Origin of the sequence: Paenibacillus sp. ClWae2A (assembly GCF_032452295.1) — a bacterium.
Taxonomy (GTDB): Bacteria; Bacillota; Bacilli; order Paenibacillales; family Paenibacillaceae; genus Paenibacillus.
In genome coordinates this window covers 130,163-151,040 of record NZ_JAULSQ010000013.1, presented here as the reverse complement: position 1 = coordinate 151,040, position 20,878 = coordinate 130,163, and the positions used below count along the sequence as shown (strand labels likewise).

20 protein-coding genes and 1 pseudogene are annotated in these 20,878 nt (G+C 38.8%); 16 read left to right on the top strand and 5 right to left on the bottom strand.

Translation table 11 applies throughout. The features are described 5' to 3' along the window. Nucleotides 1-877: 877 nt before the first annotated feature. Together QVE09_RS26565 and QVE09_RS26560 are read right to left on the bottom strand one after the other, a co-directional pair. The gene (locus QVE09_RS26565; protein WP_315939237.1) at nt 878-1,450 is read right to left on the bottom strand and encodes a TetR/AcrR family transcriptional regulator; all 573 of its coding nucleotides are present in this window, start codon (nt 1,448-1,450) and stop codon (nt 878-880) included. Then, nucleotides 1,447-2,178: an MBL fold metallo-hydrolase gene (locus QVE09_RS26560; protein WP_315939236.1), complete on the bottom strand. Its 732-nt coding sequence runs from the start codon at nt 2,176-2,178 to the stop codon at nt 1,447-1,449. Before QVE09_RS26560 ends, QVE09_RS26565 begins: the two co-directional genes overlap by 4 nt. Before the next feature lie 431 nt (nt 2,179-2,609). On the opposite strand from QVE09_RS26560, the gene QVE09_RS26555 reads away from it, so the two are divergent. The 3 genes from QVE09_RS26555 to QVE09_RS26545 all read left to right on the top strand — a co-directional run bounded on the left by QVE09_RS26555 (nt 2,610) and on the right by QVE09_RS26545 (nt 3,963). Beyond that, nucleotides 2,610-3,074: an RrF2 family transcriptional regulator gene (locus tag QVE09_RS26555; RefSeq protein WP_315939235.1), complete on the top strand. Its 465-nt coding sequence runs from the start codon at nt 2,610-2,612 to the stop codon at nt 3,072-3,074. Between the two features lie 65 nt (nt 3,075-3,139). Further along, entirely contained in the window at nt 3,140-3,271 is a 132-nt protein-coding gene (locus QVE09_RS26550) for a hypothetical protein (protein WP_315939234.1), read from the top strand. Between the two features lie 65 nt (nt 3,272-3,336). Then, entirely contained in the window at nt 3,337-3,963 is a 627-nt protein-coding gene (locus tag QVE09_RS26545) for a nitroreductase family protein (protein WP_315939233.1), read from the top strand. A gap of 115 nt (nt 3,964-4,078) precedes the next feature. On the opposite strand, the gene QVE09_RS26540 is transcribed toward QVE09_RS26545, so the two are convergent. Together QVE09_RS26540 and QVE09_RS26535 are read right to left on the bottom strand one after the other, a co-directional pair. Then, nucleotides 4,079-4,762, bottom strand: a complete 684-nt coding sequence (locus QVE09_RS26540; protein WP_315939232.1) for an S-layer homology domain-containing protein — start codon at nt 4,760-4,762, stop codon at nt 4,079-4,081. 146 nt (nt 4,763-4,908) lie between these two features. Further along, on the bottom strand, nt 4,909-5,769 hold the full coding sequence (locus tag QVE09_RS26535; RefSeq protein ID WP_315939231.1) for an AraC family transcriptional regulator: 861 nt from the start codon (nt 5,767-5,769) through the stop codon (nt 4,909-4,911). 86 nt (nt 5,770-5,855) lie between these two features. Here QVE09_RS26535 and QVE09_RS26530 point away from each other — a divergent pair, with 86 nt between their 5' ends. Then, nucleotides 5,856-6,290, top strand: coding sequence for a lactonase family protein (locus QVE09_RS26530; RefSeq protein WP_315939230.1), 435 nt, complete (start codon nt 5,856-5,858; stop codon nt 6,288-6,290). Nucleotides 6,291-6,369: 79 nt separating this feature from the next. Further along, nucleotides 6,370-7,046, top strand: a pseudogene (locus QVE09_RS31595) (IS5 family transposase). A gap of 594 nt (nt 7,047-7,640) precedes the next feature. On the opposite strand, the gene QVE09_RS26520 reads toward QVE09_RS31595, so the two are convergent. After that, nucleotides 7,641-8,396: a helix-turn-helix transcriptional regulator gene (locus tag QVE09_RS26520; RefSeq protein WP_315939228.1), complete on the bottom strand. Its 756-nt coding sequence runs from the start codon at nt 8,394-8,396 to the stop codon at nt 7,641-7,643. A gap of 128 nt (nt 8,397-8,524) precedes the next feature. Here QVE09_RS26520 and QVE09_RS26515 point away from each other — a divergent pair, with 128 nt between their 5' ends. From QVE09_RS26515 to QVE09_RS26465, 11 genes are all read left to right on the top strand, one after another. Then, nucleotides 8,525-9,667: an acyl-CoA dehydrogenase family protein gene (locus QVE09_RS26515; RefSeq protein ID WP_315939227.1), complete on the top strand. Its 1,143-nt coding sequence runs from the start codon at nt 8,525-8,527 to the stop codon at nt 9,665-9,667. A gap of 16 nt (nt 9,668-9,683) precedes the next feature. Beyond that, the gene (locus QVE09_RS26510; protein WP_315939226.1) at nt 9,684-10,817 is read left to right on the top strand and encodes a class-II aminoacyl-tRNA synthetase family protein; all 1,134 of its coding nucleotides are present in this window, start codon (nt 9,684-9,686) and stop codon (nt 10,815-10,817) included. 2 nt (nt 10,818-10,819) lie between these two features. Further along, nucleotides 10,820-11,080, top strand: a complete 261-nt coding sequence (locus QVE09_RS26505; RefSeq protein ID WP_315939225.1) for an acyl carrier protein — start codon at nt 10,820-10,822, stop codon at nt 11,078-11,080. After that, entirely contained in the window at nt 11,077-12,336 is a 1,260-nt protein-coding gene (locus QVE09_RS26500; protein ID WP_315939224.1) for an ATP-grasp domain-containing protein, read from the top strand. The genes QVE09_RS26505 and QVE09_RS26500 overlap by 4 nt, the downstream gene beginning before the upstream one ends. 21 nt (nt 12,337-12,357) lie before the next feature. After that, nucleotides 12,358-13,620, top strand: coding sequence for a diaminobutyrate--2-oxoglutarate transaminase (ectB, locus tag QVE09_RS26495; RefSeq protein WP_315939223.1), 1,263 nt, complete (start codon nt 12,358-12,360; stop codon nt 13,618-13,620). A 120-nt stretch (nt 13,621-13,740) separates the two neighbouring features. Then, nucleotides 13,741-14,763 carry a hypothetical protein gene (locus tag QVE09_RS26490; RefSeq protein ID WP_315939222.1) on the top strand — a complete coding sequence of 341 codons (1,023 nt, stop codon included), beginning with the start codon at nt 13,741-13,743 and terminating at the stop codon, nt 14,761-14,763. 4 nt (nt 14,764-14,767) lie between these two features. Further along, complete coding sequence (locus QVE09_RS26485) at nt 14,768-15,238, top strand: hypothetical protein (RefSeq protein WP_315939221.1); 471 nt, start codon at nt 14,768-14,770, stop codon at nt 15,236-15,238. A gap of 25 nt (nt 15,239-15,263) precedes the next feature. Beyond that, complete coding sequence (locus tag QVE09_RS26480) at nt 15,264-16,352, top strand: radical SAM protein (RefSeq protein ID WP_315939220.1); 1,089 nt, start codon at nt 15,264-15,266, stop codon at nt 16,350-16,352. A 23-nt stretch (nt 16,353-16,375) separates the two neighbouring features. Further along, nucleotides 16,376-17,449: a mandelate racemase/muconate lactonizing enzyme family protein gene (locus QVE09_RS26475; RefSeq protein WP_315939219.1), complete on the top strand. Its 1,074-nt coding sequence runs from the start codon at nt 16,376-16,378 to the stop codon at nt 17,447-17,449. Between the two features lie 15 nt (nt 17,450-17,464). Then, nucleotides 17,465-19,693, top strand: a complete 2,229-nt coding sequence (locus QVE09_RS26470; RefSeq protein WP_315939218.1) for a phosphoketolase family protein — start codon at nt 17,465-17,467, stop codon at nt 19,691-19,693. Nucleotides 19,694-19,703: 10 nt separating this feature from the next. Then, a complete protein-coding gene (locus QVE09_RS26465; protein ID WP_315939217.1) occupies nt 19,704-20,861 on the top strand; it encodes a PHP domain-containing protein in 1,158 nt (385 codons plus the stop codon). Nucleotides 20,862-20,878: the final 17 nt, after the last annotated feature.

Below are 20,878 nucleotides of genomic sequence, written 5' to 3'. Positions count from 1 at the left end.
ATGGGACTGGGTAGCTCGAATACGTTTCGAACCTTACCACCATGAGCAATGGGGTATGTCGCTAGATCCGTAACAAGAATCATCCCACTGCGGTGTGAACATGATATGTAGTGTGATTTATAAAATGATTCGTACTAAAACACGTATTAAAACAAGTACTAAAGTGTGCATCACTACCGGGGTAAGCTCCGTATCGAGAATCGCCCCAATGTGTGCACTGAACTATAGCGTGATCTATACATGAATAGTAATAAAACATGTACTACCATCTGCATTACGAGCAAGGTAACATCCTTATCTAGTCATGTACCCGCATCCGCTTGATCAATACAATTTGGAGCATGAACACTCCGTATTTAGGACCCTAACACAATGTGTGTCTAGATGTGTGCCGCTATGGCATCGTGATCTGAAGCACCGTACGTAGCACGTTCTAACGAACTCAGCACATCTTATTTGGCCTAATTTGGTACGTTGGTAAATGTAACGAATCACAGACACGTTAAATGACAGAATATACTCATTATTCCTGTCCCGCAGCCAGTTTTCTGCGAAATAGGACGTGTGGAGTTCGTTAATTGTTGTTATTCGCTCTAATTGCCGTTATAGAGTGTCCTTGGTTCGTTAGATTTTGGTCAGAGGGCACCGATCATGGCATCACGCAACCGAGGCGCCCTTCTTTCTTCTGTATTAAAAGAAATTATAAAGAACACAAGCCGATGAAAGATGAATTCAAAGTGGATGTTAATGTGTTAAAAGTCATTGGCGCAACTATAACATTATTACTGTCAAATCTATGGGATGTACCAGTATACGGCAAGACAAAAAGGACTGCAGAGGATCTGCAGTCCTTTTTGATGATGCAATGCGTGCCATACTAGTCCTGGTGAAGATGCCGGAGTCCGTGCAGGAAGGCAGATACGGTCAGACGCAGACTTTCGTCCGGGTCAAAGTTCATGCCGAAGCCGCCTTGTGCCTCAATGGAGGCAAATCCATGGCAGAGGCTGCGCAAACCACGAACGGCGTGCAATGCTTCCGCTTCGGTTAGCGGGTAGGGCTGCAAGCTGTGCAGCAGCAACTCCAGCGTAGCTGTGCTGGCCGCGGCGAGCTGTGGCTCCTCGCGATCCGGGGCATGAAATGAGGCTTCGTACAGCCCGGGGTGCTCGCGGACGAAGCCAATGTATGCCGCAGCGATGGCCTGAATGGCATCGTCGCCTGTGCGGTCAGCTGCAGCCGCGGTTAATGCGCGGCTGAGCTGTTGTACGGACATCAGCGCCATTTCCTGGCGAAGCCCGGGAAGTCCGCTGATGTGGTTGTAGAGCGACGGCGAGCGCACATCCAGCCGCTGGGCGAGTGCGGCCAGCGTCAGCGCCTGAAAGCCGTCGCTGTCAGCAAGCTGGGTGGCGGCGCTGAGCAGAGCGCCGCGATCCAGCCCTTGGCGGGGGCTCATCGTTGACCCCCGGCAAGACCGAACCGCTGCTGTGCATCAGCGGTTGCCGCGCGCATGGCGGCCGCGGGCTGGCGCAGCATCCGTCCGTGGCCTACAGCCAGCACGGACGGTTCCAGCTCCGCCAGGCGCTTCGCGCTGGTCAGAGCCGCTTCGCGGTTCCACGTCGCCAGCGCGGGGAACGGGAAGAGCGGGCGCATGCGGCCGGATACGGCAAGGCCGCCGTGCAGCTGGTACGCGTCGCCAGCGATGAGCACGCGGCTGCGCGTATCCATGAAAGACATATGCCCCGGCGTATGGCCTGGTGAGGCAATGGCGACCAGTGAACCAATCTGATCACCGTCATCCAGCAAGTGGTTTGGCTGGGTGCGCACCGCATTGGGCTTAGGCACGCCGCCGCGTACCGGGGTTTGTGGCTCACCGGGAAGAAGGGAAGCATCACCCGCCAATAGCAGGGCATCCCGTCTGGAGATGAAGACCTCGGCTTGGGGCAGTGCCTCTTTGAGATGATCCAATGCACCAATATGGTCGTTATGAGCGTGAGTCAGAATGATCTTGGTAATGGGCTTCCCAAAGGACTGGGCAGTTCCCAAAATTCCCTTAAGACTGAACGGTATTCCGGTATCAATCAGGGTTAATCCATCTTCCTCTTCAACCAGGTATACGTTCACAGGGAAGAGTCTTGGAAAAAACGTAACTTGAACGACATCAAATTCTCGGGTAATACGCATCGATAAACCCTCCTTAAAACTAATGATATTAGTATAATAACTAATGCCATTAGTTTTAGCAATGCCTGTTGTTCATTTTATTCAAATAAAAAAATTTTTAAATAATGATGCACTTTACAAAAAAAGCGTTTTCAAATTGAAGATTACCGATTATAATAATCACGTAAGCCCTTTCATATGTCTATCTTATTGGAGCCCTTCGCGTAGCGGAAGGCTCACTTTTTTGTTCTTTTTGGATTAAAATGAAGACGGGATGTTAATCCTAGCTTAATTGTGTTGAAGAGCTGTAAGTATTGGTATAACAGGAAAAATCACGTTTGATCTCCATCCTGGGTGAAAGTTGACAAACATAACTGTTATTCATATAATGACAGTTATACTTACCTTGGGTTGGAGTTCATCGGTGTTGTAAGCCGGGAAGGGAGTAAGTTATGAACAGCGAATTTACCATAGCGGTGCATTGTCTTGTTTTTCTGTCGATGAGAGATGAGTGTATGGCCAATAGTGAAGATTTGTCCCAGAGTGTGGGTACACACCCGGCCAGAGTCCGTAAGGTACTTAGTGTTCTGCGCAAGCATGGTTACCTGACGACCAAGGAAGGTGCTCATGGTGGGTACTTGCTTAGCCGTCCAAGTGAAGAGATCAAGCTTGGAGAATTGTACAGACTGGTAGCTGGTGGTTCACTCGGTCCCAACTGGTGCTCAGGGGAGTCCGGTTCATCGTGCGTGGTATCTTCCAATATGCAGGATGTGATGGGGAACATATATAACGGAGGCGAAGAGGCGCTCAGCGCTTATTTTGACCGTATATCCATTCAGGATGTAAAAGAGCGCATAGGTCATGGGGAAGCGATAACCTTGTCGCTGAATGGATTGCGTGCAAAGGAGAAGTCCTGACGGAGTCCACAACGAATGGTCCTTCATGACATGGCCTTGGTTTAGTCAGGTATGGTGGACAAGTTATGGTATTGACGTGTGCTCCGGTGAAAGATCCATTGATGTTCTCAGGCGATTCCGGGCATAACGTGAACACAGATGGGGAGAGATTGTCTGCGCTGATGTTATTTTCGGAAGGAAAATCCCTGGTAGAGTAAACTTCGAGATCACCTTGCGAAAGTAAAAGAAGTATAAACAAATTAGATTCTGGGGAGTGGAACACATGTCAGGCATTGAAAAAAATGAAACACTTCGCGTTATTAGCGAACGCCATGCTGTCAAAAAGTACGAAAAAGGGTTTGAATTGCCTGAAGCTGATCTCAATGCGATCTTGACAGCAGCTGCTGAAGCACCATCTTCATGGAACCTGCAACACTGGAGATTCCTCGTGATTGAATCCGAAGCAGATAAAGCGAAATTGCTGCCAGTTGCTTACGGTCAAAGTCAGATCGCGGAAAGTTCAGTTACGATTGCTGTTCTCGGAGATTTGGAAGCAAACCGTAACACCGTAATCTACGATCAAGCTGTTGAAGCAGGCGCACTGACTGCTGAGGTTCGTGACGCATTGGTTGGACAGATCAACGGTGCTTACCAAAGCCCGCAAATCGCTCGTGATGAAGCGATCCGCAATGCATCTTTTGCTTCCCAAAATATTATGCTTGCTGCACGCTCCCTAGGTTACGATACATGTCCAATCGGTGGATATAATCCACAAAAACTGATCGAAACATTCAACATTCCTGCACGATTTGTACCAACGTTGTTGATCACTGTAGGTAAAGCGGCACAGCCAGCTCGCCCGTCAGGACGTTTGCCGTTGTCTGAGGTTGTTGTTAAAGGTTCTTTCTAAGTTAGAAAGTTAAATCTGATGATTGCATCAGTGATATAGGTATAATACAAACAGCCGCACTTTCCTGTTGAGGGAGGGTGCGGCTGTTTGGCATACGGCTTCCACCATCAAATGATTACTTCTCAGGTGTTTCCGGGATTTGTGGTGCATGGAACGATTCCATGTACTCGATTGCGTTATACATCATCACTGCTGCTTCGGCGCGAGTAATCGTTTGTTTGGGATTGAAGTTTCCGCTCGCATCCAGTTCATTGATTTTGAGAACGAGTGAACGCTGAATGGCACCTTGGTACTCTGGCGTAAGTTCCTGTTCGTCGGTAATGTCAACAGGTTTGATATTAATCATCGGCAGACCGCCTTTGGCCTCGATGCCTTGCATCAGGAACAGTGTGAATTGTTCACGAGTAAGCGGTTTAGACGGATCGATATCCTGTGACATCTGAATGCCATTATATTGCGCGCGGATAAATGCATCACTGTACCATACGCCATCTTTTACAGCAGAGAAGTAGTCACTTGGTACCGGCATTTTGATAAAACGAATCGTGTCCAGATTCAGATTCAGGCCGTCCGCAATCAGTTGAATGCCCTGAGCGGTATTTAACTCCAGTTCAGGTTTGAACAAGCTGTCACTCACGCCTTTGATGAATCCATCTTTATGGAGAGATTCGATTTTGTCTGCTCCTGCGATACCTTGAATATCCGTGAATTGGGCCTGCGCAGCGTTGATCGGGCCTGCACTTAGAGACAGCGTGAGCAGAGCTCCCGCAGTTAATGTAGCAAGTATATTTTTTTTCATGATAGGTTCGCCTCACTTTTCCAGGGATGATCCCTTTATATAAAAGTTATTTGCCCCTATAGACGACCCTTCTGTTCAAAAGGTTGCTGGAATTTGCCAATTGAATTCATGAGGATTCTGAAAGGCTTAAGTGAAGCACACGGCATCTATCCTTTGGATTTGTTTCGATAATCCGTGGGTGAACGTCCCATCATTTTGCTGAACAGACGGGAGAAGTAGTACGGGTCCTTGAATCCAAGCTCGGAACTGATCTGCTTCACAGTCCAATCGGTAAAATCCAGATAACGGCAGGAATGCTGAATCTTCAGCCGCAGGAAATAATCGATCGGCGAATGCCCGGTAGCTTGTTTGAACAACTGAGAATAATGAGGGACAGAGAGCCGGGCGTGTGCCGCCAGTTCCTTGAGGGTGATTCCGTTCTCCAGGTGCTCCAACATATATTGAACGGATTGTTCAGCCGCACGTTTGCTGCTCACGATCCCGCCATCCGTTCCGGTTGTCTCCGGTCCATAAGCGAGCATACCAAGCATATAACCGATAATCTGGGAGGCATATGTCATCGTCTGCATGGAGTAACCTGTCTCTAGCGCGCCGTAACATTCATGGAACAGCTCAAGCCATTTTTGAGCCTTGGCCGGTGGCATGGTAGAAATATGATGGGCTAATAATGGTTCTATGTAAGTTAAAGCGTGTTCCCCGCGCAGATGAATCCAGAAGATACTCCATGGTTCTGCTGTGTTGGCACCATACACATGAGGAACATGTGCCGGCAATATGACGAGGTTTCCCGGGCGGACATCATATGTCTTGCTGCCATCCATTGTATACCAGCCTGTGCCTTGGGCACAGTACATCAGAATGTGTGACTCACAACCATCGGGACGGTCTCGGTAATGATGCTCCGCTTCGTGAAAGTAACCGATATCGGTAACATATAATCCGGACGTGACCGGATAAGCTGCGGTTTCTTGCAGCAGGGAGTCCGGAAGCACAATGAGTTTTTGCATACGAAATCCGTCAGATTTACGCTGTAGGGGTGGTCGGTTGTTAGGTCTCATACTTTGTATTATGGTGAGAGGGGATAAGGGAGTCAATGCGATATCTGCAAGCGTTAACAGGGTTAGAGCAGATTCGGAATTCTGGGTTATGCGATGTGAAGCAGAAGCCGGTAAATCGGGTAAGTACATGTTCCGCATTTCCAGAAGGACATACCGGAGAAGGAACGGCGGCCGATATTCGCGTATCCCCTTGCGGACGTTTCTTATATGCATCCAACCGTGGCGATGACAGCATTGTACTGTATCACATCGATCAGGAATCCGGTGAACTGGAAGCAGTAGAGTGGATATCGACGATGGGTCAGACACCGCGCAACTTCAATCTGCTGCCAGGTGGTATTCTGCTGGTGGCGAATCAGGACAGCAACAACCTCGTTGCATTCCAGATCAATGGAGAGGACGGACGTCTGAAGCATAATGGATTTAAATTGGAGATGTCTCGCCCGGTGTGCATTGCTCCAGTAGTGTAAGAAACAGTAGAATGTTTGATACAAATAGTTGTGGTAGCATGTGTATCTATGTGCTGATGGACTCCTGGTATCTAAAGATATGTTCCCTCCATATACAAAAGGACGTCCTTCAAAATTAAGCAATCGCACGATGTATAATGCTATTCTTTGGATCGCTCGAAGTGGTGCTGCTTGGCGGGACCTGTCAGAAGAACGTTATGGTTCATGGGAAACGGCCTACAGTGGCTTCTGCAAATGGAGAGATACAGAGTTACTTATCACCACCTTCCAAGCGCTTCGACTAGAACCTGATTTTGGAAACTTGAGTATTGATTCTACATCTCTTAAAGCCCATTAACACAGTGCCAGTGTTAAAAAAACGCAGAAGGACACGAAGTAAATCAGCACATCGGCATCCAACGTGGTGGAAAGACAACCAAACTTCATACTTTAGTCGATGGATTAGGAAATCCTCTCGCGTTTCTTCTGACGGGTGGCCAAGTCTTTGATTCCGTTCCTGCGATAGATTTACTTCAGGAATTTGATATTACGGAAAGCTATATTCTTGGAGACAAAGTCAGAAGCTATTCGGAATTGGATTAAGGCCAAACAGGCCTCCTATATCATTCCACCTAAAGCTAACAGTCGAAATCCATGGAAAGTCGATTGCTTTTTCAATAAAATCAAACATTTTGCGTAGCCACTCGTTATGACAAGCTTTCCAAGTCATTCTTGTCATTTGTATACGTGGCTACCATTTTTAAATTGACTCAGTAATGAGTTTTCAGACACGTCCTAGTGGTTTAAAAACTAATCGTATCTTCTATCCCCAAGGCAATCGGCAATCGTTTTGCTTCCTTACATCTCGAAATCGGATACCCATCTGGTGACCATCGGCTCCTCCGCTTATCGGGTATATCGCTATGAAGGAAAGCTCAATTTCTTGGAAAACGCCGTATTGCTGCTGTGTTGGAAAGAGGGGGAAGGTTTTCACCCCAAGCAAATGAAGGCTTTTCTAAGTACGGATGTTTCCCTGAGCAATGAAGAAATATTAAGCTACTACAGCAAACGCTGAGCCATTGAAACGTACTTTCGATCCGCTCAGGCAATTGACCTGACCCTACTGATGTTTGCTTCGATGTGCTGTATCTATGAAGGCCATGGAAGCTTGATCGAGGGGTTACATTGCTACCACTTACAGAAAAAGCAGCACATGATTGAATATATCTACAACCAAGCTCAATTGGGGGCTACATTAGTCCAAATTAAAACACAGCTCAGAGCGGCATAGGGATACTGTCAGTTTTTTATTTCCAAGATATTGGAGTTATTGTTGATAAGTACAGTTATATAGAAACTTTCTGATTATGTCTACAATCTTGGTTCGATCATGTTTAAAACATCCTCACGGAACTGAGTTGGTGATATTGAATGAAATCTTTTAAAAATTGAGCTAAATTGCGATATGCTTCCGTAACCAACAGTTGTTGCTATTTTATTTACGGATAATTGAGGGTGAGCTAATAATTCTCTTGCCATATTCATTCGTAATTGATTTATATAATAGATAGGAGAGATCTTAAATACTTTAGAATAAGTATTGCTTAGATATGTAGGATGAACTCCTATAAGATCTGCTAAATCAGTTAGTGATATTTGCAAATAATAGTTTTTTCTAATGTATCTGTTTATTTGAATTAGTCTTGAATCAATTTTATTTCGATCTATCTTTACTTGTTTTATTACTTGGGAATTTTTTAGATTTTCTAAAGTACTTAGGATGTCCTTACAGTTAGTCTCTGTTGATTGCCCACTCATTAGCATTAATTCAAACGGAATTTGATCAAATACGGTTGTGAAAAAGTTGTTATTCATTTTAATCGCACAAGAAAATTGAATTCCTTGTAAATATACAGGACGATTATCGATATTTTGAATGGAGAATGAGCCATAACAGCATTGAATTATCCCTGATACTTCACTAGGTAATTCAAAATTGATACGGTTGAAGTAAATTGAAATGCGACCACTAGATTTTATGTAGATGTAATCATTCTTAATGGTAAACCATTTTTCTGACTCTCCAGGGAATAAAATGATTTTCTCTTTAATTGATCTAATTCTCATCTGTTTTCCTCTTTTCTCACTATCTTTACATTTTACATGTCTTTAAAATATACAGATCATATTGTGGAGATAATGAAATGATGTTTAAATTGAAACAGTAGAAAATTATACCACTTGGAGCATAAAATATGAAGATAAGCACTGATTACGTCGAAAGGTTTTTCGAGTTTACTACTGGGACCGAAAGAAGCTTTACAGAAAAAATAGATTTTTTGCTGAAAATGAATGCTCACCATTTCATGCGAGATAGTAAAATTAACCCAATAGATTATTTTGACTTAATTTCTGGCTTATCAGAAGCTTGCTCATCAACTGCATTAAGTTTCTCTATGCATTTATATACGCAATGGGGAATGTGCAGGATATTGTCTAATGAAAGGTTCGCTCAGATTTTTAATCAATCAGATCAAAACAAATTGTTTGGTTCGTTTAATGAGCCTGGAATCTATTTTGTTCGGGAAGATCAACTACTGCCTGAGCATTTTTCAATTCATGCTAAAAAGACAGATGATGGTTATTTAATCAGCGGAGTCAAGAAATTTGTTTCGCTAGAACCTTATGTATATTTTCTACCGGTATATTGTTATGTTGAGAACCCCACAAATGAAGAGGGGCGTATAGCAGTTATGTTGATAAGACGAAGTGCAAAAGGAATTACAACTCAATCAGACTGGGATACTATATCTATGTCTGAAAGCAACAGTAATAGTATATACTTAGACAGTGTTCTCGTTCCCCATCTGGATGTTTTATATCAGAATAAAGATGCATTGCAAAAAACAAATGACTTTGCTTATTTATTTCGATTAAGTGTTGTATCTGTGTATTATGGAATCGCTAATAAAGCATATCAATTTGTAGTAAATTACTGCAAAGAAAAACAAGTATCCCACACTAATCGTAGCTTGTCATTTTTCCCAGGTGTACAATTCTCAATAGCAGAAATGTCCATTTTACTAGAAGTGAGTCGTTCACAGATAGTTAGATATTGTAGTTTGCTTCAAGATCACCTTGTAGGTACTCCAACTCCAGAAAATATAAATATAATAAGTATAATAACGAAAGAAACAGTAGTGAAGAATGCTGAACAAGTTGTTAATTTGGCAATGAAAGTTGTTGGAATTAGCAGTATTTCAAATTCAAGTATTCTTTCAAAACTATACCAAGATGTTAAAGCAGGTCTATTTCATCCCCCCCAATCTGATGTGACATATGAAATGATTGCCAAACATAGACTTGGTGTGTTGACTCACCGAACCCGTTGGTTATAGAAAGGAATTTTGAAAAATGAATATTTCTTTTCCAGTACCACATGAGCTGACCAATAAGGTTGATATTTTATTAGAAAGAATTCCTTACCTTTCAGAAGTGATAACGGGAATGTGTTATAACGATATAGATAAAGTTATATTGTTGACCACTGTTGAATTGGATATGAATTCACCTGAAATTATTGAATTAAGTGAATCATATCTAGATCTGTGTGCGAGTCTTGAAAAAACGCGCATTATTAAACGGAGAGTTATTAGAAGTAATTTAGATTCAGATAACTCCAATAGAATAAGTGCTAAATATATAGATGTTGAAAGTCTGCCGTATATGGATGAGTCGGATATCATTCTAATTGGAAATTTAGATGAGGTCTTTGTCCAGATTGCGAAGAAGTATGGAGCTGAACTTAGGGAATATTCATCTGTTCTAAGTAAAAGTAATATGATCCGAAACCAATATCATATCCATTTCCCACAAAACATATATGGTGTAACCAGGGTTTCACATAATTACAGGGCTATAAAAAAATTTCGGAATAAGGCATTAATTGAATCTTATGAGGAGAGCATTGCTTTTCATGGGGAAATTTTGCAACCATGCATATGTTACCATTGTTACGAAGAACTTCAAGGTAAATTATTAACACAAGGGAAGATACTCACGGGTAAAGGGAAATGTTTTCGTAACGAAATTGAATGGAGAAAGGATAAGTACAGGCATAGTGAGTTTACGATGAGGGAGATAGTTTTTGTAGGCGAGAAGGAGTGGGTAGTTAATACTCGTGATCGAATTATGGATGAAGTATGGAGTTTTTTTGATTCTATCGGTCTAAAAGGGAAGATTGAGAATGCTACAGACCCTTTCTTTTTTAGTCAGGACTTGAAAACAAAAGGTACCTATCAATTGATAAGTAATGCCAAATATGAGTTGATAGTTACAACATTGAACTGTAAAAGGAGCTCAATTGCTTCCTTTAATTACTGTCAAGATACACTATGCTCCAAATATGAGATAAAAGATCAGAATGAATCAGCACTATTTTCAGGATGTATTGCATTTGGAATTGAGCGATGGAAGGAGGCATTCATTGATCTTCATGGGCGAGATATGAAGAATTGGCCTAGGATGAGCATAAGAAAGGAGACCTGACTTTGACGATTCCAATGGTATCTATAGTGGAAAGAATAGTATTTGAGAAGATTAGTGAAGTTTTTAATAGGGAAGTCCAAATAAGTTATGATACGGATTTAAGAAATGAAGGCTTAGACTCTGTTAAAACAATTGAGTTGATTGTTAACCTAGAGATTGAATTTGATATTGAAATTGACGATCAAGATTTGTTGGTTGAAAATTTTTCAACCATACATAAAATCGCTATCCTACTATCAGGGAAATACGGAGTAAAGCAATGAAACAGACGGTGATATTAGTTGAGTCAGGTAATCTCGGTGCCGAAATTCCCGTGTTCCAAAAATTGGGATTAGATGTAATATTTCTCACAACAGGTATCATTCCATGTGATCAGAAATATCAAGAGCAAGCGACTAAAGTCATTTACGATAAGAATTTCATTCATTATGAAAGAATTGCTGAAGAGATTCAAAATCTTCATTTCGTCCATTCAATCAAAACTGTTTGCTCGACAAGTGATTTTTTTATGTATCCAGTGAGTTTGATTTGTGAAAAATATAGTTATCCGTTCCTAAGTTCCAGTGCTGCTTATATTTTTCATCACAAAAATGAATTCAGGCAAAAGCAAAAAGAGCTTCATTACAACTATCCTGAATTTCATGTTTTTGATGAGTTATCTGATGCAGTACAATTTTATAATGTTTCCACGAGAAAAAAATGGATATTCAAGCCGGTTAATGGAAATGAATCTGTTGCTGTATCACTCATTCAATCTGAGAAAGAATTGATTGAGTGTTATAAACAACTGAAGTATCTATCGAGATATACTAGTTCTCTATTGTATCCGAATTTTCTATTAGAAGAGTATATTGAAGGGGATATTTATAGCTGTGAGTTTATTACATCAAATGGAGAAGTTCAGCTGTTAGGGGTTACTAACCGATTAATGAGTAATCCTCCATACTTTGTGGAACTAGGTTATACTTTTCCAATCTACGGTTCTATAGAACAGAAAATTATTTATGAGACAAATAGATTTGTAATTGATTTTCAATATGATTTTGGACCATGTCATATTGAATATATAGTCACTCCAGATAAGGGAATATACATTTTAGAAGTAAATCCGAGATTAGTTGGACCGCCAAATCCATGGATGATTGATCAAGCTCTGGAGATTTCAATTTTTGATCATATTTGTTCATTATACATTTCGGGAAAACTCAGTGAATTATCAGCACTTGGTCAAAAATTTTCAACATGTATAGAGGTCACAAGTCCTGTTTCGGGATATTTGAAAAGCTTACAAGTTGATCAAGATTATTTAGAACGTAATGATATTCATATAATTTTTCTTAAAGAGAAAAATCAATATATTAAGAAAGCTACTTCAAACACTGATATACTCGCAAGAATACTAACTGTTGCTGATACTACCCGAGAAGCACAGAAATTAGCCAAAGAAGTTTATGATAACATCCGATTGGAAATGGATGTAAAACCACTCTCCATATTACTGCATAATGAAGAAATATAATAGGAGAAGGGTTGATCTACTATGAATATATTCGAAGAATTAGAATCTAATATCAGAAATTATTGTAGAACATTCCCTGATGTATTCCAAAGTGCCAAAGGATCAAAGTTGTATTCTACCACAGGAAAGTCTTATATTGATTTTTTCTCTGGATCTGGAGCACTCAATTACGGTCATAATAATGAGAATATTAAAAGCAGGCTTATTGAATACCTTGAAAAGGATGGCATTATACATTCCTTAGATATGTATACGGTGGCTAAAGAAAAGTTTCTTCAAGCATTTCGTTCAATAATATTAGATAAGAAAGAGTATCCATATAAAATTCAGTTTTGTGGACCAACAGGAACAAATGCAGTTGAGGCTGCTATTAAACTTGCAAGAAAAGTGACAAAAAGAACCGGGATTTTTGCATTTATGGGCGGATACCATGGGATGTCATTAGGTAGTTTATCCGTTACAAGCAATCATTATCATAGACAAGCTGCAGGTGTCCCTTTAAATAATGTAACCTTTTTTCCTTACCCTGGAGATAATTATAAAATTGATTCGATAAATTACATTGAACAAGTGTTAATCGATGACCATTCAGGTATAGAAAAACCTGCCGCTATAATTGTAGAAACAATTCAAGCAGAAGGAGGCATAAATATAGCTCCGATTGAATGGCTACAAGCATTAAGTAACTTGTGTGAAGAACATGATATTCTTCTGATTTGTGATGATATTCAAGTGGGCTGTGGACGTACAGGTACGTTCTTTTCATTTGAGGATGCTGGAATTATTCCGGATTTAGTTGTTATTTCCAAATCGATTAGTGGATATGGAATGCCAATGTCAATACTCCTTATGAAAAAGCAGCATGATATTTGGTCTCCTGGGGAGCACAATGGTACATTTCGAGGGAACCAATTAGCAATTGTTGGCGCGACTGCTGCACTCGAACAATGGGAAGAGATAAAATTTAATAATGAAATAGAGTCTAAGTCAACTTTAGTTCAATCTATACTGGTTAGAGATATTTCCTCTCTAGATTTCAATATAAAAATCAGAGGAAAGGGGCTTATATGGGGGATTGACTTTAGTCAAATTCCTTCGAAGGATATTGCAAGAAAAGTTCGTGACAGGTGTTTTATAAATGGACTAATAGTGGAATGTGTTGGAAGACAAGACAATGTAATAAAGATTTTACCTCCACTAAATATAGAGACGGAGTTACTAAGCAAAGGGTGTGAGGTATTAAAAGAAAGTGTACATGAAGTTCTAATGAAAGCGCCCTCTTAGATAAGACCAGCTGAATTCGTTCGGAGAGAACGATACGATAATGATAACAAGAACTGGCCTTTACTCGGGAATATACACATTTTTTTGAAAATGATGGAGTTTTCACTAAAGGAGAATGAAATGAATAAATATTTCCCCATGTTGGGTCAACCAGAGTTTTTTTTTATCAATTGTTATGGTAGTTACTTGATAAGTGCACTTAAATATTTTTCGAATCAAGGTGATATTGAAGATATTCAGCTTTTCCTGAATGAAAGTAAACCCGTATATAAGAAACTTGATGTTAACGTGGTTAAAGAAAGAGAGAATAGTAACCCTTGGAGATTTCAACCAATACAGTTAGTTGACTCAAGTAATACAGCATTGTTTACAAAACTTACAATAAACAAATTACTTCAATTTCTAAAGAATCATTTTAATATTGATTATGAGTTACTAGACTATGATAATTACTCACACGAAGAAATGCTAGCTCAAATTATTCATCGAGTCTGTAATGATTCTCTAGTTATTGTGAGTATAGATGAATTTTTTAATCCGATCAACAAGAAATACCACCAAAAGTTGCACAATACACATGCGGTTCTTATAAAAGGAGTTAACACGCATGAAGAATATTTTGAAGTTATTGATATTGATTTTAACCAATCATACCAAATATCTTTTTATTCTCTATTACAGTCGTTTCAATATTACCAGAAGGGTCATATTTCATTGCAATGTTGCGGGTATAAAAGAAATGTTGTTGAGCAGAAGGCAAGTGAAAAAAAATTAATTAATTTTATTTTATCTGAGGAGATTCATAAACTTGCATATGATTTACCCGGATACTACGCATCTAAAGAAATTCAATTTATCAATAGGGGACTTTTTTTTAACATAAAATTTGTATTGATTCCATTTGCAATGAGTAGATTGCAAATGGTTAAAATACTTAGGACAAATGGAATCATTGGACTTGCTGAGTTAGAGGATTTACTCAGCCAAGCAAACAGATTTTGGGAAAATATGCATTTTATCATGATAAGGAAATTAGTCTCAAAAGATACTGATACTGATTTGATAATTGCAAAATACAAGGAAATTTCTGAAATTGAGAACGATATATCAAGGTATATACGACATAAATTAGGGGTGAAATAAGAAAATGAAAGTTTCATTTAGTAGTGAATTAATAACTTTAAACAATTTACATCTTATTAAACTACCTGAAGGATTGTTAAACGATATTAGGATTAGACCTATCAAAGGTAAGATTAACGGTTACGATTTTAAAGGTTGGTTAACAGAACACCATAGCTCCTTTTATATTTCCCTTTCTCATGATTGGATACTAGATAATGGGTTGAAAGTTAACGGTTTGGTTGAAGTAGAGGCTAGAGTCAAAGATATTAGCTTACCTCCTCAGAAGGCTCCCGATGAATTGCTCGTCGAATTAAATAATAGGGGTATTCCTATGAGTATACTAAGTTTTGCAGAGAAGCAGCAATTATTTAGTTCAATCAATGAATCAAGATCACTAGAAATAAGAGAGAAAAGAATTGAGGCTTTAATAAGTTCCTGTCTCAAAAAATATTCGCGGATGAACGTATCACAGATTGAAAATAAAAAAGTTTAGCATCTATAAAACAGGAGGCATTAAAATGAATTTGACTCAAATTATTTCATTAACGATGGCTGAAGCGGAAAGCCTGTCTCAAAAATATAAGATTAACATAGAAGACATCCTTTTGATTGCATTAAACCTTTGCGGAGTGAACTCTAAATATAAACATCCGAGGATGAGGATGTTTCTGACGGTAAATAGCCGACCTGAATCGACCTTCAGAATAATTATACCTGTTCATCAACCGGATTCCCCTTTTCACTTAGAAAATAATAAAATATTTTTTGATGGAATACACTTTGCTAATGTGTTTGATTTTGAAAATGATGATGTAGTTGTAAGTTATTCTAGAAATAATGGTAAGGTAATAACATTGAATTCTAATGCTAGGAGTTTGTGTACAGGTTGTGTCTTTTGTTATAACACTTTGGAAATTTCCGAGGACCCACGGTTGAGGATGCTTGATGATTTGGATCAGTACTTTTCAATAATGATTGAGAAAAACAATTGGAAGGATCTCTCATCACTTGATCAAGTGTGCCTCTCGACTGGATGTTTCTACCACGAAGAGTTGGCTCTAACTCACCTACGAATGGTGAAAAACACATTGAATAAATACAATTTCCAAGGTGAAATTAATTATTTAGGCTCTGTCGTTAGAAGTGACGAGGCTTTTGAAGAAATTATTGAACATATAGGTGACTTCAAGTTGACGCTTACGGCAGAGTGTTTTACAAACCGAGAGATAATTTTGAAGAGTACGAAAGCAGATCTTACTGTACCGCTCTTGATTGATTTATTAAAACGAGCCAGAAGTAATGGATTAGATACTACATTTACTTATATTTTGGGTTTAGATCAAAAAGAGGATGCGATTTCCGGTTTAGATCAGTTATTATCTGTTTCTTCGAGAATGCCTTCGATTAATCTTTTCCAGGCACATAATGAGTACATGGAGGAGTTCGCAGCAGATGGTGTTAATTCAATCGAATGGTACTTGATGATGCGTCAAGAAATTGAAAGATTGCTACTTAAACATAATCTAGAACCAACTACTTGGGAGTGTTATAGAAGTTTGTGGTATTTCACCTTTGATGGTAATCCATTAAGTTATAGTGGTTGGTAAGAAATGAGCGTGGGGTGGAACGTATGAAACCAATTACAATAACTTCATTGTTATTTGAAAAAATATCAGTCCTATATAATACCCAACAAGAGAACGGATATTTCCTCATCATACAAACTTCGGAGAATATAACAGGCTATTTTGGCCCTCTTTATAAACCGTACCTTTCTGTTTACTTAGAACTTAGCAAGTTACTCATTGGTTTGAATCCTCTAGATACAAAAAAAATATGGAACTTGCTTTGGAAACAAAAAATTGGTGGTCAAGTTGGACTGTTTATGGAGTTTATAAGTGCAATAGATTGTGCTTTATGGGATATCAAAGGTAAGTATTACAATTGTCCAGTCTATGAATTACTAGGAGGGGCAACCAGAGATTCGGTGCAGGCTTATGCAAGTCTGCTTCAATATAATGAAACATCTTTGGATGCGGTATTAACCTCTCAGCACTTTCTTGAGAGAGGATTTGTAATGCAAAAATGGCCCATTCGTCGGTATCCTGATCTTGATTTTGCAAAGCAAATTAGGGCAGTCCAGTCACTGATACAAGATGTACCATCTGCTATATTCATGTTTGATGTCTTTGGTCAGTGGAATAGATCCGAGTATATGGACTTTTGTAATAAAATGCGTGATATAAGTGTTTTTTGGATTGAGGAACCCACACCAGATGAACAACTTGAAATACTGAGCCATATACCTGTAGCTATAGGCGAACATGGGTCGAATATATTCGACTTTACTAGATACGTGGAAAATAAAAATATCGTCTATCTACAACCGGATATAGGACGTTGTGGAGGAATAACGGAAGCTATAAACATTCTAGCTTTGGCAAAAGCATATAATAAAATAATCGTTCCCCACGGTCATCATCTTATGCCAGCACTGCAGTTAGCTTTTTCAAATGATTGCAAACTGATTCCTCTGGTAGAATATCATGTGACTTTTGAACCACGAAGACAATGCTTCTATAAAAATCCCATTAGACTTTGCGGTTCGGAAATTCAAATTGACTTACATTGTGGTCTAGGAATGGAGTACGATGAGTCGCTGATACTTGAAAGAGAGATACTGATAATAATAAATCGTCAATAAAATGAGGAATGAAGTGTGACTTGTTCAGAAGAAGAAATCAATAATAAGTTGAATAGCATCGATAAATATTGGCGAGCTAGCAATTACTTAACGCTTGTTCAAATGTATCTGCAGGATAATTATTTATTGCAGGAACGTTTGCAAGAGCATCATGTTAAAAATATCGTACCTGGTCATTGGGGAACAAGTCCGGGAATAAATTTCATTTATGCTCATCTGAATGGATTTATCACAAGGACGAAGGCAAATATGTCGCTGATCATAGGCCCCGGGCATGGAGCATGTGCACTTTTAGCAAATTTATATCTTGAAGGGACGTTACAAAGATATTATCCTGAATTAACCTTTGGTATTAAAGGTATAGAGAACTTATCTCGGAGTTTCGGAGATATTAATGGGTTTAGAACGGAGATTAGCCCACATATTCCGGGTACTATCTATGGAGGTGGTGAACTGGGATATGCATTAGCTGTAGCACACGGTAATGTTATGGATAACCCAGACCTTATAACAGTATGCATTGTTGGCGATGGGGAAGCAGAAACCGGTCCAACTGCAGCAGCATGGCAGAGCCATAAATATTTAGATCCGGTTACCTCAGGCGTTGTATTACCGATACTTCATCTAAATGGACACAGAATGGGTGGGCCATCGATAATGGCTTCTATGACGGATGAGGAATTAAGAAGTTATTTTGAGGGTTTGGGATATACCCCCTATATTGTACTGGGCGATCATAAAAGTATGTTTAATGCTATTGAGAATTCCTACGAACTTATCTTAAGTATAAAAGAGAGTAAGAAAAATAATACTATTCGTTGGCCAATGATTATTTTAAAAACACAAAAGGGTTGGACAGGAGTAAGCAGTATCGAAGGCAGGGCGATTTCTCATAAAAATCCTATAAGTGATACGAATTCATCGGTTGGAATTATAGAGGAATGGTTACTTAGTTATAATCCGGGAGAGTTATTTAACAGCAATGGTTTTTTGAAGGATGAGATTTCTGAGATTATTCCTAAAGATGATTATAAACTAGGTTTATGTTTAGAGCGAAAAAACGAGAATGAGGAACTTTTTTTACCGGATAAGAATATATACTCTATTAATCATGGAAATAAACAGTACAAAAACATTGAGATTATTAATGATTATTTGGGTGAAATACTTTCAAAAAATAAAAAAATTCGGATCATGTCACCCGATGAACTGGTATCAAATGGTTTGGGAAAAATTCTTACGTATACAAAAAAGGCTTTTAATCGAAATTCTCCTGATGAGGACACTAGTCCTGAGGGGAAGGTGATGGAGATTTTGAGCGAGCATACATGTCATGGGTGGTTGCAAGGTTATCTCCAATCCGGAGGATATGGATTATTACCGACCTACGAAGCATTTGCTCCAATTTTTGGAAGTATGATGACCCAATATGCAAAATTTATACATCAATCAAGTCAAGTCACATGGAGAAAAGAAACACCTTCACTGAATTATCTATTAACGAGTTTATGCTGGGCAAATACATACTCTCATCAAAATCCAGAATTCATTTCGACTTTGACGAGTAAAACATTCCCATTCGTAAGGTGTTACTTCCCCATTGATGCCAACTCTTTGTTGAAATGTATGGAGAAAGTGTTGAAGAGCTACAACAAAATAAATGTCATTGTCACCTCCAAGAGAGAAATGTATCAATGGACTAATATGGATGAGGCGAATGTAGCTGTTGAACAGGGATTTTATGAGTGGCCATGCGATAATAAAGCGGATTTTGTCATGGTTTCCGCAGGTGATTATCCGTTAAGAGAAAGTAAGCGTAGTATTGAGCAGATTAATGAACTAATACCTCATATATATATAAAATTGGTTTCTATAATAGATATCACCATTTTAGGTGACAGGGAAATCTATACTCACTCTTTGTCAATTTGCGAGTTTAACAGACTTTTTCCAGTCGATACTCCAATTCTTTTTAATTTCCATGGGTATCCTTCTACAATTAAAGCATTAGTGTATGAGCGTACAAAAAATCAAATTTTTGATGTTATTGGTTATGCAGATAAAGGTGATGCCTCAGCTCCTGAATTATATAAGCTTATTCAAAATGGAGTCAGTCATTTTCAAATTTCTTTTAAAATCATCGAAAGGTTAAAACAAAATGGGAAAATATCGAAGAAAGAATACAACTTTTGTAAATCGGAAATCGAAAATAGATTAAATCATTATTGTAACTCCATTGTATAGGAGCATTGAGATGAATAGTTATGACTTTTGGGATAATTATAACAAAGAAAATATAAGTAGGATAGAACGTTTGCTTACTTTAAATAAAAATTATATTCGAGTGGATCTTCATAACCACTCGGACTATTCTGTGGATGGAGAGCAGACGGTTAAACATATTATTGATCAAGCTATTGAAATGGATTTTGAGATTATTTCAATTACTGATCATGATTCTGTGAGGGCCTACGATGAGTTAGCAGTATTGATTAGAGAATATTCAGTTTTAAATATTAAACTTCCTATAATTATTACGGGTATTGAATTTACTGTGAATTATGAGGACTATGGTAGTATGTGTCATGTGTTAAAGTATGGAATTAATCCTGCTAGTCCCTCATTAGATTTGATAATAAAAAAAAATGAGGCTGCCTGTTGGATGCGTGCTACGAAACAATTTAAGCGAATTTTTGAGAATCAGACCCTTCGTTTTTTTTCTGAAAAATATAATATTTTGTTTTCACTCGAAGAATATAAAATATACTTACAAATGCAAAAGGTACCTATACCAGAATACCCATCCTTAATTGATTATATATTTCTGAAAATGGAACCACATCAAATTAAGTTAAAAAAAATAATATCACAGTTATATAAAGCTACGTTATTTGATAAATGTGAGGATCGGAAACAAAAAAAAATACGTGCACTGAATCGCTTTATTGCCAAGTACAATAGTCAGTTAAATAGATGGGACTACAAGTCCAGGTTATTAGCGCCCCTATTCGCCACAGTTGGTATAGATGATGCGGATTATCCTGACCACATTTCGAGTGGTAATCTGTCAATTAATGAGTATGGCCAAGTTCATATTACTGAGCTTACGGATGAGGGAGTCACAGTTTTTGCACATCCCAATGGAGATAAACTGCATTTGATGAATGAATGTCTGAATATTGGAGGAAAGATGGCTGCACTGGAACTAAATTCTTCAAATAGACACGCACTAGAACAAGATATTTTTGATAAAGCAATGGAGTTAGGTCTATTTTTGACTAGAGGATCTGATAATCACGGCGTTAGCAAGGACGTGTATGGTGATCTTAGTAATTTTAATTTATCTATATCCAATGTGAGAAGCCTTTATCAAGCATTAAAACAGAATCAAATATGTATTTCAAAAATGTAGTTATTAAAGGGAGCGTA